The organism is Ruminococcus flavefaciens, from assembly GCF_900108555.1.
GTDB classification, from domain to species: Bacteria; Bacillota; Clostridia; order Oscillospirales; family Ruminococcaceae; genus Ruminococcus; species Ruminococcus flavefaciens_P.
Window position 1 is genome coordinate 249,944 of record NZ_FNWV01000003.1, and the last position, 13,900, is coordinate 263,843.

The following is a 13,900-nucleotide window of genomic DNA, read 5'->3' on the forward strand; positions in this document are numbered from 1 at the left end:
AAGCGGCATTTTTGAATCCCCCTTAGTAATTAATTATTAGTACCTCGTCAGAACCTGTTTGACGATCCTTTTTCTGATAATTAGAATTTGAATATCCGTACTTCAAGTGAATGGTTTTATAGTTGTTTTTGTTGAGCCATTCGGATAATATATGATTGGTTTTGCCCTCGCTGCTAAGTACGTTTGATAAAGCAAAACGTATTCCGCGTGCATTAGCGGCGTCTAAATAATTATAGAGAGCTTTTTCGTCATTCTCTGTCCAAGCATTCTGCTCATTATAAGTAGCACAGGTGATAAAGTATGGTGGATCGGCATATATAAAATCATCTGAAGTGAATTCATCTAAATCTATTTCTCTGAAGTCCTTGCATAAGAAACTATAATTACCACTCTTTAATCGATCCACAAATTTTGAGAGCTTTCGTTTCATTTTTGTATTGAAATCTCTCTTTCCGACAGGAAGATTGAACTCTCCGTTTTTATTAAATCTGATTTGGTTATTGAAAGAATATACTATCAACACATACAGCATAACATAATAATAATAATCTTGATTGTTATATGTGTTGAAATCATTGCGTAGTCTCAAGAAACGTTTTTTGTTGTATGCACCAAGTCCTTTTGAGCTTTCGCAGCCATAGTATTCATAGCCTTTGTCATTGGATCTTGATAATTCATATTTGTCGATTATTGTTTCAATCTGTTCGAACAAAACAGATTTGTCAAGATTCTTCAGTGTACCATATAACGAGTTAAGTGCTTGATTTGTATCATTAAAAATTACATGGTTGCAGTCAATATTTATACCAACATTGCAACCTCCGCAAAAAAGGTCAACAAGCGTCCCTTTTATGTTTGGGAAAAACGGAAGTATTTGGGGCAGAAGTTTGAATTTCCCGCCAATATAGTTTAATGGCGAAGGTATTATTTCTTTGCTTCCGTAGCACTTACATAGAAATAACCTTTCTTCATTTCCTTTGATATTTGATTTTCCTGTTGTAAACGCTTTATATTCTTTTGAATAGACTGTAACTTCTCCTTTAGCTTTAAGTATGCGGAGAATATCTTCGTCAGAAATCTTAGCGTTTGATCGATCGTTTCCCTTTTCTGCCATGTTGTTGTATGACAAGAGAATGTATTTTGATTTTATGTTAGATATGAGTTCTTCAAAAGCTTTAGCAGCTTCCGATGTGCAGTACTTACTTTTAAGATTAGAACGATCCATTTTCTTGGCAACGCCAAAGACTTCCGGCTTATTCCAGCGCGCGACATTCTCTATAAGGTGATACGCATCGCAATACTGCCTCGAATTATATGGAGGGTCAATATACACTAAGTCTGCTTCAATATGCTTGACCAATTCGTTAGAGTCTTCATTATAGAAAGCATTGTTTGGATTGTTGCCTTCGTCTGGATCTGGTACAGCCAATTCGAGATGTTTATCAAATACCACGCCTTTACGATAGGCATCGTAATGTCCACAGGTATTAGCTATTTTATCCATTCCATACAATAACGATGTAATTAGTAAAGCTCGCTCTCGTGCATTTATTTTCTTGTTATTAAATTCGTTCTCAATATGTTCTCGTATATAACCAATTTTACAGCAGTCTTCTTTGCTAAAATATGTATCTGCAAAATTATGAGACATATAGTTTTCTTCCGATGTGTTGATTGAATTATAGTAAACTATATATCTTGCAATCTTTTCTTTATCATATTCTTCAGCACTGAACCATGCAACGTGACAGATATAATTGCTGTACATATTGTCGTTTGTTATAACTTTCTTATCAAGAAATGCAGAAGCTACAGCGCCTGTTCCTGCAAAAATATCAGCAACCGTATTAATATCTTTGCAATTGTTTTCAACGATTTCTCTTATAAAGGGTATGAGCTTATATTTGTTTCCAAGATATCGACGGTTATTAATTTTGGTAGTTTTATATTGAGGGATAGCTATATCAGGCTCTTCCTTCTCTTTTTCTGACAGATAACTACGTACAGTATCAATAACGCTTGTATCCCAGCGTTTCCTTCCGTTTTGTATGACAAGTTTAAATACGCCATCTTGCTGCAAGCGATATAAGTAAGAGCGAGAAATATTTAGTTCTTCGGCTATTTTCGTAGCAGTTGTATCTGCCATACCCTCTCCTCCTTATGCAACTAAATTTTGATTACTCAAAGACATTTTATCATAAAAATTGCAAAAATGCAATAGCTTTTATTGCTTTTGATATGTTTTTTGAGAAAAAAATAAAGAAATTATCACAAAAATGGATGCTAATTAAAAACTAAATCCTAATCAACCTCTGATACTCTTCCATCTCCAGCTCACCGTCAACAGCCTTCTGCCGCAGCTTAATAGCGTAGTCGCTCCACTCTGCGAACTGTGATTTGCTCATTTTCTTTTTCATATAGCGAGCGTAGTGCTGCTTGTATGCACGATTGTATATCTCCCACACGGGATCACTCTTTATCTTCTCCTTGAAGTTGTGGCTCATTGCATTATCACGACAAGTTTTCGGAGGATTGCTGCTGACAAGTCGCTTGCAGTAGTGTGAAAACGTTGTATGCTTCATGATAAACCACCGACCACAGTTGCGGCACTTGACAGGCATGAACTTTTCTTCGATGCACTTGAATAATTCAAAATACAGAAAGGCTCCCAGCGATGTGAAACGATAAGTCTCACAGAGTATGGGATCTTTTTTTGTTTCAATTATTGTATGTCCCATGCACATACTGCCGCTTGAAATAACGCCTATATATTTTTGAAATGTGTCAATCACTTTCTGAGTTGTCGGATAACTGTTGTGGTCACAAAGCTCGTCAATGAAAGGCATAAAGATTTTCTTGACGCGGATAACGTCCTCAATAAAAGTTGAGAACTCGTTTGTCATTTGCTCAATACAAGTCGTGAAGTCAGCAGCGTCTTTTCTGTTCTCGTAGTTGCTGAAAACCTTCTTGCTGTCAAATTCGTAATCAGATAACGCTCGCAGTTCTTTCAAATCTTCTGTGATATACATTTCCTCAAAGGACACAGGAGTACTCTCTGCGTTGACAAAGTGTTCGTTGTAGTCATCGACTTCAAACTCCGAGTCCTCATAGAAAGGCTCGTCAAAGATGTCATTGTAGTACGCGAACAGATTTCTCAGGAGACCATGTCTGAAATGTTTTGTGTCGTAGGGCGGAAGCGACTTCGCAATATCCATGATGCTGTCGTATGTAAATTCTATTTCCTGTGCGCACTTGCCTATGTCAGCAGGACAGAACAAGGAACTGATGTTCAGCTCAGACTTTGCACGTTCGCATACGTCAAACAGTTCGCCTAAGTCATAAAAATTCATTGAAAAATAGCGCAGAAGTATCTCTCCGAGCGGATAAACTCTGCCGTCGGAAAGATATATTTTTCTGTCATGGTAGTGTGCTTCTATCTCAAACATAATAACTCCTTTCAGAAATAGTGTTCTGTTTCGTCAGAGTGTATAACACTGCGATTTGTCTTGAAAACAGCTGTATAAACAGCCAAAATCAAAAGTTTACAATTCGTTCATAAAAATAGATTATAGATTGAACTCGGTAGAGATAGTATACTATATCTATTGACTTTTGTCAAGAGAGCGTGTATACTGAACACAGTTAAGACGTCCGGACAACTCTTGACATCACAAGTAAAAACTCGAAACGCGAAAGGAAGATGTAGATGAAAAACATGAACGTGACTAACTGCACAAGCTATTCTAATGGCGTCAACTCTCCGCTTGAGTATCTCAACATCACTACGCCTGCCGAGTTCAAGGTGGTGATGGATCTACTCTGCTACTACGACAGCGAAAAGAAAACCTCGACCATAAGCCGCACAGGTATCGCAAGAGATACTGCGATGTCGGTGAGCAATGTTGAGCGCGCACTGAAAACTCTTGCGCAGAAGGACATCATTCGTATCCACAACAACTATGCTGACAACGGTCGTCAGGTCGAGAACTCATACGAAGTCGCATTCCTGAATTACGACATGGACGAGGACAAGCTCCGCGACGCAGAGTTGGCATTGAAATTTAAAAGCTGATTGTCATAGGGGCTGTGTCATGATGTCATACGCTTATATATTAAGTATACAAGAGAATATATACTTAATACAGAGAAGGAAGATATATATTACTTGATAGTTATATAAACTATGTGTCTTCTTTTCTTTGCAATAATAACTATGACAGGAAACGTGTAAGGAGTGATTGTCCGAAACACGCGCAAAAAGCCCCGAGTTTACCGCCTTCAAAACCAAAATGGTATAGTTACCACACCGCTCCCGTTGAACGCGGTTGTCGCGCAACGTGGAGCGAGTTGGGGGATATATCAGAGGGAGAAAAAACGGACAAACCTGCGGTGCGGAAGTCGGTCCGCCAGACCGGCAAGCATAGCAAACGGCGTTCCGTTTGCCGCTGAAACGGGAGAACCCGTGCCCCTTTTTGGTTTGCAGGAAAAAGGCTGGCGTCATTTGCGCCCGCCATTCCACATCGGACGGGCAGTGCCCGCCGATTTTTCGGCATTTGCTGTGACGTAAGCAGAGGCGTCTTTCCTTGGGAATTTCAAAAAAGCAGGCGTCTTTTTTGAGAAAAAAGCCAGATAAAGGCTATGATCAGGGAGATATGGGAGGCGTCTGAGCAGCATAATTGCCGCTGTGAGAGGAGTGATAAAAAACCGAGCAGGCCTCGCAAGGGATGCTCAAAAAGTCTGGGCTGGTAACACGCAGGCTCAGCAAAGACGGTACGATTTGATTTTGTACCTGTGAATTTGAATTGAATAGTTTTAGAGGAGGCGGATGTATGAGCATAAACCTTGAAAAGACTCATTGCAGTGAAGATCCCGAGGTACAGTCCGTATTGCATCACGACTGTACTGTTGACGGTGTCACCTATCGTGTTTGGTCTGCTTTCCTTGGCAGGAAAAGAGCTGAAGAGTCGCTCGGAGAATTAATGCTCCGACAGCTCGAAAGGGGGAATGAAAAGCCTGCCTTTGATGCAAAGCAGACCGAGAGCGAGTCGATGTAAAAGTCGGAAAATGTTTTTTGTGCAGTCCTACGAAATCAGCTGTGCACACTGGATTCCTGAGCGGAGATGTGGTATACTGTCCGTGTAAGGATCTGCTGCACGGCTGTGAAAGGAGTTATAATGAAAAACAAACAGCCTAAAAAAGCAGCTCTGTATTGCAGGCTCTCGGTCGATGACGGGCGAATGGGCGAAAGCGTAAGCATTGGCTCGCAGAAATTATTATTGGAGCAGTACTGCAAGGATCATGCAATAGATAATTATGAAGTGTACGATGATGACGGATACAGCGGTACTAACTTTGACCGTCCTGCGTTCCAGAGAATGTATGAAGACATTCAGAACGGACTGATAGATACTGTCCTGGTAAAAGACCAGTCACGATTCGGAAGGTCGTATATCGAAGTCGGAATGTACGTCGAAAAGTTCAAGGAGCTCGGAGTTCGGTTCATTGCTGTGAGCGACAACTACGACTCCATGAAAAACGAAAACGATATGATGTTCCCGATGAGAAATGTTCTGAACGATTACTTCGCGCGTGAGGCTTCTATCAAGACTAAGACTGCGAAGAAGGCAAAAGCGAAAGCCGGACAGTACATTGGTTCAAAGCCGCCTTTCGGTTACAAGCTGGACCCGAACGACAGGCATCATCTTGTGATAGATGAGCCTGCTGCTGAAACAGTACGAAGGATATTCAGAATGGCGGCGCAGGGGATAGGCTATAATAAGACCACGAAAATCTTCCGTGAGGAAAAAGTTCTCACACCGATAGCTTACTTCAATCTCCATAATCCTGATTATTTCAAATCAGATTACTGGCGGCGAGAGTTCGATTGGCACGTTACTTCGATCCGAGTGATTCTCGAAAACGAAGTCTATCTCGGTAAGCTTATCTACGGAAAGCAGCAGTGCAAGTCGATGAAAAGCAAAGAGAAGGTCAAGGTCCCGAGGGAGGACTGGATAATTGTTGAGAACTGTCATGAGCCGATAATCTCTCAGGAGCTGTGGGACGACGCTCACAGAATGATGAGTACCAAGAGGCGTCCAACGCTGACAGGTGAGGTTCAGATGTTCGCAGGTCTGCTCTACTGCGCAGACTGCGGTCACGCACTCACCTACTCGCAGAAGAAACGCAAAGACGGTACATACCACGGAGCATACTCATGCTGGATGTATAAAACTCACGGCAAGGAATACTGTGCTTCGCATTATATTACCTACGATGTGGTGTACAAGCTTGTGCTGAAAGACATCCGGAGAGTGCTGAAGTCATATCGTAAAAACAAGGATGGGTTCAGGTCATTCCTCGACAGCAAGTGCAGTGACAGCAGTGCAAAGAAGGTAATACAGCTTGAACATGAGCTTGAAAAAGCACAGGGCAGAATAGCTGAGATAGACCGCCTGCTCAACAAGCTCTATGAAGACAATGCACTCGGAAAAATCTCTGATGATCGCTACGCACAGATGACAAAAACATTTGAGGAAGAACAGGCAGAATTAAAGAAGACGATACCTGAACTGACATATGAGATCACGACGCTCAAAGCCAGATCTGATGCCGCCGATAAATTTACAAAAGTAATTGACAGTTATACGGATATAAAGGAACTCAACGCTGATATACTTAATGAGCTTATCGACAAAATAGTTGTCCACCACAAGGAAAAGCTCTATGGGAAAACATATCAGCAGGTAGAGATATATTACAGATTCGTAGGCGAACTGAAGGAAACTGTGGCTAAAGCAGCGTAACAATCAAAAGCAGAAATTATGTTCGCTTTAAAAACAGTCCTCGGTCGCAGGTTCGAGTCCCGTCACAAGCTCCAAACAACAAACTGCCTGAATAGCGGGCTTATACCGATATTCAGGCAGTTTTTTATGTGATTTAGTGTAGTCGTGATTCTGTATAAGCACTTAAAAAGCCAAAAAAATCACACGATTTTCCATAGAAATCACACGGGCTGTCACACGAAAATTAAGTTTGTAAGAGTTTGGAATGTGATATTAAACTATAATTTACTTTCATCGTATATTAATTCTTTGAGCTATCAGAACCGCTTTGCAAAATCATTTATCTGAATATATATTATCGACACTTTTATGTTTAAAAATTAACATTCTCAACAAATGATGAAAAATCATATTCACTGCAGTTTTTTAAAATTTTGAGAATTGTTAATAGATTGCTTTTTCTTCTTTTATATGTGCTGTCCGATAGCATATTAAACAATAGTCTTGCATTTACACTTCCAATTCTTGTTGCTGAATACATTCTCCAAATGAGTTTATTCCTCAATAATAGACGAACTAAAAGCTTCTCTTTTTCTAATTTTGATATATTATTTATAACCATTCCTATACATGAAACGAATGTAATATGTGACATTTCAAACGACAAACCAATTGCTGAAGATGTTTTTGCATGGTTTTCACCATATTTAACATAAGCTCCTTCTGTCCTCGATTTGCCGTCATTCAATAGTAGTTTTCCAATATCTAAATAAGATAGTCCAGGATTACCCTGTTCTACGATTATCTGACTTAACTTAAATGTTGCGTCATTAAAATTGCTGAATTGAAACACATCTTTTGATTCAATTAATTCGTGGCTATTGTTAACATCTATATAATCAACAAATTCCTTCAAAGGTGTTCTTATTAGTTTATCAATGTATTTTAATACCTCAGATGATGGAAATTCATAGGCATAGAAAAGCATATGCTTATTAATATCTTTTTCATATATCTGCTTGAAAAAGATGTCACATTCATTCATCGTCATCCATTTTCTCCCTAATCTTATTAAGCCTTTTTAAAATTTTATCAATTTCGAATTTTGACTGATTGTAAGTATCTTTACTTGATTTTAGTTGTTTTTCAAATGTATCATCAATTATAAAATCTCTAAATTTCTTTAACTTTTTCACAACATCATCTAACTTTCCTGATTCAAGCATCTGGGCATGTCCAGTGTAAATGGATACAGTGCCATTTGATATATTTTGCATTATCTTTTTGGCTTGTTTATCGCCAATTCTAGCGATATCAGAGAGCTTTCTCATATCCTTAGCATCTTTAATAGCACCACCTTTTACAGCAGTAGCAATAGTATTATCCAAATCAGGGGTTGTGTCTCTGTATTTTTTTACATTTCTATTTCCAAGATATTCCCAATAATGACTCCAGTGTCTTTTATCATTATCATCATGTTTAATCATGAATTCAACAACATCTATCATTTTCTGAGCTTTTGCTTTAGAAAGACCTAATTCCTCCGCCATGCTTGGAATAGGAATTTTAGTTTGAAGGTGTCTTCTATATAGGTATGTAGCTTGTTCAAAAGGATCCCATTCCTTCTGCCCATTTAAATGGCGCTGACCTAAAAGTGAAAAAACTGCTTTTTCAGATATATCTGCTGGGAGTAAAATGCATCTGATTTTTCCCCATTTGATAGGATCTTTTTCCGCTAATATTCTATATGCTGCTAATCGACTAGCTATGTGGTCGGTCGTAATCGTGGTATGTTTTGGCTTCTCCGATAATTAACAGATTATTAAAGCAATAGTAAACATCAGGAATAAAATTTCCAATAACTTTACTCGGTTTCTTTGAAACGCCATTATCGCATTCAATTAGTGCATTTAGATTATTAGGAACTATGCTTTTGATATAGTTAAATGCAAGATTTACAAGGGATATATGTTCATTGGATTCGCTCATTATTCTTCTCCTAAAACAGGGCGTGAAGGTTATTGAATAAAAAGCTTTTGCAAAATGTCGCAATAAAGGACTTGTAAAAATTTTCTGGCGTAGCTATAATAAATATATATATGCTTTTTATGTTCAAGGAGGGTGTGACAATGTACAAAAAAATAAAGCTTTTTTTGTCAGCTTTGACTGCCTGCGCTGTAACAGCGGCAGCTATGACTGTTTTTCCCGTGAATGCTGTGGGAGAGACGGGAACTTCGGGGGCGACAAACAGTGCCGCGGTGAGTCTTACTTATTATGACGAGGAATTCAAGGCTCCTTATTCGTGCAATGACCTCATAGCATGGAAGGCTGATGACGATGATGGCGAGGCAACAATCGTTCGTAATTCTGTGGGCGGTTATTACGTTTGCAACTGGGACAGTACAAGACTTGCGGAGTTCCTTGTCGGTGAGGGAAAGGTACAGTCTATAGACGATGTCAAGGATTGCTTCGTAAAATATGAGGCAGCCTTTAAAGACACGGAAAGCTATGCTATTGGAGCTGTGGTGGAATGTTACGATGCTGAGAATAAAAAAACAGCGGAAATAAGAGTTCTTGACTCATATACAGAGGACGCTTTCAGTGCAGATACCGATAATGCAAAAAAAATAAGCATAAACGGCACTGATTATTACGTAATTATCACCGAGGAGGAGAATGTTCCTGTTGAGGTCATATATATTGTCCGCTGCGAGAGCCTTGACGGTGGCAGCATAAGCGAAAAGATAGACTTTAAGGCGATAGACGCCGAGTTAAAGGATAATGGCTTTAAAATAGAAATAGGTAAGCAACCTAAGCTTTATGTCCGCGGAACAGGCGAAAAGGGAAAGATATTCGTAAATGATGTTACTTTGGCCAATGTTCCTCACAAGGGAAGTATAAAAGTCGAGAACCATTATGACTCACGCAACCCTGTCTGGCTTAATGGACAGTATTACTCCTATTCGTCGCTGGATAAAGGCTTACGCAACGGAATGACGGTCTCTGATGACGGAACAGCTCACTGTATGTATGAAAATTGTAATACCAATTCGGACAGTGCGTTTTTCAGAGGTATTCTTGACGAAAAGGCGGTGTCTTTTGATGAATATGAAAAGATGAACGTTCACTATGAGACGACAATAAAGGCTAAGGACAAATATGCAGTGGGAGTTGAGCTCTTTGATCGTGACAGTATAACGTCGATAAATATTGTTCAGTTCAGTAATACAAAGGACTTTGTGGACGACGGTCATGACAGGGCTGATGTGAAACACCTTGACTGTGTTGAGGTAGACGGTATCAAGTATGATATTTATTCAAGGACATTTAACTATGAGTCCTGTATGAGCTTGCCTGCACCGCAGATATGGTGTATATCACAGGTCAGCTTTGAACAGGAGGCCTACGGAGCAGTTGGCGATATTGATCTCAAGAAGCATTACGATGTTTGGCTAAAGAACTATTTGGAAAAGACAAACAAGATAAGCGAAATATTAATGTTTGCTGAATCATTTGGTGCCGGAAGAGGTGAATTTGACCTTGAAAATGCTGAATTTGATCTTGTAAAGAAAGATGACGTATATGACAGAGTGATTGACAATACATCGATAAACGCTCCTGCCGAGCCTATTATTGAAGGCGGCAGCATGGTATTCTGCACAGAGAATGGAAAGTGTACTCTCAAAAAGAACGGAACTATTGTCGGTGACTGTTTCCAGAATTATGATGACAGTGTTTTCAAGTTTGGAAAGAGCATGAACTTTGAAATGGCGGACGAGCAGATAGACAATGATAAGGGCGACTTTATCAATATGAATTTTAGGGCTAATATAAGCACGGACGGCAATTACAGCTTAGGTGCTGAGGGAAGAATGTGTGATGAACACGGCGAAGAATATATAGATTTTTATATGTATCCTGTGCTGAATTATGATGCTGTTCCAAAAGAAGCCAAGTATCTCGGTACGGAGGAGTTTACCGATCGTGAATACGATATCTATGTGTACTATAACGATCATGTTGTCACTGCCGGTGGCAAAAAGAATGTGAAGTATTATTGTATAGCTAAAACCAAGACTCCTAATGATACAATCGCATCAGGAACTATCTATCTTCTTGACGCTGTTATAGCATGGAAAAATGCTGGACTTGAAGTAGGCCCTATCACAAATGTAGCTCTCAATGCCAATATATGCGGTATCGGCAGCGGAGAAATAGAGCTTTTACATAATGATATTATCGTTGAGAGAATGAACAGGGAGAAGTTCACATCAGATGATATGTTGCTTTTCCAGAAGTACCTCCTTGGCGAGGAATGTGACCTTGAAGATAAGAATTTCGACCTCAATTATGACGGAGTATTTGATAATTTCGATATGATAGAGCTCAGAAAACAGGTTCTTAACAATTATTGATGATAAAATCTGAAGTCTTATAAAAATGCTCATATAGAAGCTTTGCCTCTAAGTGTTAAACGCTTAGGGGCATTATTATTTATTGATGAGATAGAAGCAGAATTTAGCGAAGAAAGATTATGTGAAGTCTGAAAACAACAAAATCTTCTTTCAGCTTAAATGAAGGGGGTGTCCAAAATGGTGCTGTTTACAAACTCTCGACATTGAGTGCTGAATATGGTATAATAAAAGTGTCGAAAGTGAGGTAGCAGCGATGTTAAAAAGAGCCGAAAGCAAGCAAATGAAAATGTCCTTTGTGACACTTGAAGAACTAATGCCGCAGGAGCATTTTCTGCGTGATCTGGATAGGCTTGTAGATTTTGATTTCATCTATGACAAGGTCGCAGACTTCTATTCCAACACAGGCAGACCGTCAATCGACCCTGTTGTTCTGATAAAAATGCTGCTTATCGGATATATCTACGGCATTGATTCCGAGCGGCGCTTGGAACAGGAAATCACAGTCAATATCGCATACCGCTGGTTCCTCGGCATCGACCTCGACGAGCGCGTTCCCGATCACTCAACTATCTCCCAGTTGCGCCGCAGAAAGTTCGATGGCACGACTGTCTTTCGTGATATTTTTGATGAAGTAGTTTGCAAATGCATCGAGACAGGTCTCGTTGACGGCAAGCTACTGCTCGCTGATTCCACTCACATAAGAGCCAATGCCCGTAACGATCTGCGCGAGGTCATCGAAGTGCCAGATACTCCAACGGAGTATATGCAGAAACTTGATCGTGAGGCATATGAACTCGGTCTTATCAAAGAGCCTGTTGAATACGATACTACTAAAACTAAAGAAATCACCAAAAGTGTTACAGATCCTGAATGCGGACTGATGAAGCGTCCGGGAAAGCCTACAGGATTTCACTATCTGAATCATCAGACCTGCGATTCAAAGCATGGGATGATAACAGATGTTTTTGTAACACCAGGCAATTATAATGATTGTACCCCTCACGCTGACCGTATCAATTATCAAATTGATAAATTCGGATTTAATACGGAAGCAGTTTGTGCAGATAAGGCTTATGACAGTAACGAGATACACAATGAAATGTTTAAACGTAATATCAAGACATTTATTCCATACAAATTGACTCCTAAATCTTGTGCAAATTACGAAAAGGGTTTCGATAAGTCAGACTTTGAATACAACGTGGAAAGAGATGAATATGTTTGTCCTAACGGAATAATATTTCACTTCAGCAGCTACAAAAAAGGTAAAGGAGTCAAGGTTTATCGTCCGAAACAAAAGGATTGTATAGTCTGTCCATTTCGAAGTCAATGTATGGGAAAGTCAAAATCATTGCGTGCCATAGAAGTTCACCTTCACGAAACAGCTCGAAGAGAGCAATTTAAAAACAACGGAATTTCTGAATAATATGATGCCATGCGGCTGCGCAAAATATGGTGCGAGGGAAATTTCTCTCATCAAAAAGAATGTCATAATTTAAGACGCACCCGAAAGAGGGGCATTGAACGAGTTACCGAGCAATGCCTCTTATCGGCATGCGCCTTAAACTTAAAAAGGCTTGTAGAGATACTATTTTTACTTCAATATTCAGCTATTATTTCAGTCCGAAAGCTATTCGGGCTGTTTTTTATTGTAAAAACATGGGTTTGTCAACAGCACCAAAATGGACACCCCTTTACTGATATCAACTCACTTATTTTTTACCTTTAAAAGTAGGAGGTAAAAATTGTTGTTTCCGGTTTTCACATATTTTGAATATCTGTTTTGTTCAAAAAAGAGAAAAAAGGATCTTTTTCAAAAATAAAACGCATACCCCCTGCATTTTTTTGCCTTTAAAAGTAGAGGGCTCTTTTTACATACGTGTATCACGTAAAAAAATGAAAGGAATGATGCTATGCCAATTTTAAAAGTCAAACGGAAAGGTTATGTCTCTATGGACAGGGAGTTCCTCATAAGGAAGGACTTGTCTCTGAAAGCAAAGGGCTTGCTTGCCCACATGATGACATTGCCTGATAACTGGAGATTCACTATCGACGGTCTTGTCCACTGTCATAAGGAATCCAAAACTGCTATTTCGGCAGCTTTAAAAGAACTGGAACAGCTTGGATATCTGCGGCGGCGGTATCCGAGAAACGAACACGGCAGGATAGATCATGCCGAGTATACTGTCTGTGACATTCCAATTCACGAATATGAAACCTTAGTTGTTGACTGGAGCGATAACAACGCTCAGAAAGGAGAAGATTTATGAACGAAGAAGCCAAACTTATCAATATTGAAAGCGATTATGAGAGAGCCCTTGCGGAACGTGAGGCTATTGAAGCTGAACTGAAAAAGCTGACGGAAAAAGAAACGCAGAAAGCCCATCACATCAATACTCTGCGTAATCGTTATAAGGAAGAAAAACGCCGCAGCCGTACTCACCGACTTATTGAACGGGGAGCTATCCTTGAAAGTATTCTCCCCGACGCTGAATCATATTCCAACGATCAGATAAAGCATATTTTGAGAGTAGCATTCAGCAGCCTGCCTGTTGATCTGAAAGGAGCATATTTCCATGACAATACTGATGAATAATTCTGAAAAAGCGGTTTTTGAGGTCAGCAATACCGCTTCCCTTGATATCAAGGGCGCACTTATATACCACTGACATGGTATGTGCGCTTTACGAGGCAAAAATGACG

13 protein-coding genes are annotated in these 13,900 nt (G+C 39.6%); 8 read left to right on the forward strand and 5 right to left on the reverse strand.

Annotated features, from left to right (window positions below; all coding sequences use genetic code 11):
* Positions 1–22: 22 nt before the first annotated feature.
* Both BLW60_RS06260 and BLW60_RS06265 read right to left on the reverse strand, forming a co-directional pair.
* The gene (locus tag BLW60_RS06260; RefSeq protein ID WP_074715455.1) at positions 23–2,146 is read right to left on the reverse strand and encodes a Dam family site-specific DNA-(adenine-N6)-methyltransferase; all 2,124 of its coding nucleotides are present in this window, start codon (positions 2,144–2,146) and stop codon (positions 23–25) included.
* 148 nt (positions 2,147–2,294) lie between these two features.
* Entirely contained in the window at positions 2,295–3,446 is a 1,152-nt protein-coding gene (locus tag BLW60_RS06265; RefSeq protein ID WP_074715457.1) for a DUF6076 domain-containing protein, read from the reverse strand.
* A 260-nt stretch (positions 3,447–3,706) separates the two neighbouring features.
* Between BLW60_RS06265 and BLW60_RS06270 the strand changes: the two genes are divergently transcribed.
* From BLW60_RS06270 to BLW60_RS06285, 3 genes are all read left to right on the forward strand, one after another.
* Positions 3,707–4,072, forward strand: coding sequence for a hypothetical protein (locus BLW60_RS06270; RefSeq protein ID WP_028520032.1), 366 nt, complete (start codon positions 3,707–3,709; stop codon positions 4,070–4,072).
* 757 nt (positions 4,073–4,829) lie between these two features.
* Positions 4,830–5,054, forward strand: coding sequence for a hypothetical protein (locus BLW60_RS06280; protein ID WP_074715463.1), 225 nt, complete (start codon positions 4,830–4,832; stop codon positions 5,052–5,054).
* A 120-nt stretch (positions 5,055–5,174) separates the two neighbouring features.
* Positions 5,175–6,803 carry a recombinase family protein gene (locus tag BLW60_RS06285; RefSeq protein ID WP_074715465.1) on the forward strand — a complete coding sequence of 543 codons (1,629 nt, stop codon included), beginning with the start codon at positions 5,175–5,177 and terminating at the stop codon, positions 6,801–6,803.
* 352 nt (positions 6,804–7,155) lie between these two features.
* On the opposite strand, the gene BLW60_RS06290 is transcribed toward BLW60_RS06285, so the two are convergent.
* The 3 genes from BLW60_RS06290 to BLW60_RS06300 all read right to left on the reverse strand — a co-directional run bounded on the left by BLW60_RS06290 (position 7,156) and on the right by BLW60_RS06300 (position 8,771).
* Positions 7,156–7,827, reverse strand: a complete 672-nt coding sequence (locus BLW60_RS06290) for a hypothetical protein (RefSeq protein ID WP_207645916.1) — start codon at positions 7,825–7,827, stop codon at positions 7,156–7,158.
* Positions 7,820–8,332 (reverse strand): hypothetical protein, encoded by a 513-nt coding sequence (locus BLW60_RS06295; protein WP_207645917.1) that lies wholly within the window; start codon positions 8,330–8,332, stop codon positions 7,820–7,822. Before BLW60_RS06295 ends, BLW60_RS06290 begins: the two co-directional genes overlap by 8 nt.
* Positions 8,333–8,543: 211 nt before the next feature.
* The gene (locus BLW60_RS06300; RefSeq protein ID WP_074715474.1) at positions 8,544–8,771 is read right to left on the reverse strand and encodes a hypothetical protein; all 228 of its coding nucleotides are present in this window, start codon (positions 8,769–8,771) and stop codon (positions 8,544–8,546) included.
* A 140-nt stretch (positions 8,772–8,911) separates the two neighbouring features.
* On the opposite strand from BLW60_RS06300, the gene BLW60_RS06305 reads away from it, so the two are divergent.
* The 5 genes from BLW60_RS06305 to BLW60_RS06325 all read left to right on the forward strand — a co-directional run bounded on the left by BLW60_RS06305 (position 8,912) and on the right by BLW60_RS06325 (position 13,793).
* Positions 8,912–11,197 carry a hypothetical protein gene (locus tag BLW60_RS06305; protein ID WP_074715477.1) on the forward strand — a complete coding sequence of 762 codons (2,286 nt, stop codon included), beginning with the start codon at positions 8,912–8,914 and terminating at the stop codon, positions 11,195–11,197.
* A gap of 280 nt (positions 11,198–11,477) precedes the next feature.
* Entirely contained in the window at positions 11,478–12,623 is a 1,146-nt protein-coding gene (locus BLW60_RS06310; protein ID WP_207645918.1) for a transposase, read from the forward strand.
* Positions 12,624–12,632: 9 nt separating this feature from the next.
* Positions 12,633–12,926 carry a transposase gene (locus BLW60_RS17380; protein ID WP_074715483.1) on the forward strand — a complete coding sequence of 98 codons (294 nt, stop codon included), beginning with the start codon at positions 12,633–12,635 and terminating at the stop codon, positions 12,924–12,926.
* A gap of 184 nt (positions 12,927–13,110) precedes the next feature.
* Positions 13,111–13,467: a helix-turn-helix domain-containing protein gene (locus tag BLW60_RS06320; protein ID WP_074715486.1), complete on the forward strand. Its 357-nt coding sequence runs from the start codon at positions 13,111–13,113 to the stop codon at positions 13,465–13,467.
* Entirely contained in the window at positions 13,464–13,793 is a 330-nt protein-coding gene (locus BLW60_RS06325; RefSeq protein ID WP_081348140.1) for a DUF3847 domain-containing protein, read from the forward strand. Before BLW60_RS06320 ends, BLW60_RS06325 begins: the two co-directional genes overlap by 4 nt.
* Positions 13,794–13,900: the final 107 nt, after the last annotated feature.

Excerpts from the sequence above, each read along its gene's own strand:
- BLW60_RS06260 (WP_074715455.1), bottom strand. The coding sequence starts at position 2,146 with ATGGCAGATACAACTGCTACGAAAATAGCCGAAGAACTAAATATTTCT.
- BLW60_RS06265 (WP_074715457.1), bottom strand. The coding sequence starts at position 3,446 with ATGTTTGAGATAGAAGCACACTACCATGACAGAAAAATATATCTTTCC.
- BLW60_RS06270 (WP_028520032.1), top strand. The coding sequence starts at position 3,707 with ATGAAAAACATGAACGTGACTAACTGCACAAGCTATTCTAATGGCGTC.
- BLW60_RS06280 (WP_074715463.1), top strand. The coding sequence starts at position 4,830 with ATGAGCATAAACCTTGAAAAGACTCATTGCAGTGAAGATCCCGAGGTA.
- BLW60_RS06285 (WP_074715465.1), top strand. The coding sequence starts at position 5,175 with ATGAAAAACAAACAGCCTAAAAAAGCAGCTCTGTATTGCAGGCTCTCG.
- BLW60_RS06290 (WP_207645916.1), bottom strand. The coding sequence starts at position 7,827 with ATGAATGAATGTGACATCTTTTTCAAGCAGATATATGAAAAAGATATT.
- BLW60_RS06295 (WP_207645917.1), bottom strand. The coding sequence starts at position 8,332 with ATGGCGGAGGAATTAGGTCTTTCTAAAGCAAAAGCTCAGAAAATGATA.
- BLW60_RS06300 (WP_074715474.1), bottom strand. The coding sequence starts at position 8,771 with ATGAGCGAATCCAATGAACATATATCCCTTGTAAATCTTGCATTTAAC.
- BLW60_RS06305 (WP_074715477.1), top strand. The coding sequence starts at position 8,912 with ATGTACAAAAAAATAAAGCTTTTTTTGTCAGCTTTGACTGCCTGCGCT.
- BLW60_RS06310 (WP_207645918.1), top strand. The coding sequence starts at position 11,478 with ATGAAAATGTCCTTTGTGACACTTGAAGAACTAATGCCGCAGGAGCAT.
- BLW60_RS17380 (WP_074715483.1), top strand. The coding sequence starts at position 12,633 with ATGCGGCTGCGCAAAATATGGTGCGAGGGAAATTTCTCTCATCAAAAA.
- BLW60_RS06320 (WP_074715486.1), top strand. The coding sequence starts at position 13,111 with ATGCCAATTTTAAAAGTCAAACGGAAAGGTTATGTCTCTATGGACAGG.
- BLW60_RS06325 (WP_081348140.1), top strand. The coding sequence starts at position 13,464 with ATGAACGAAGAAGCCAAACTTATCAATATTGAAAGCGATTATGAGAGA.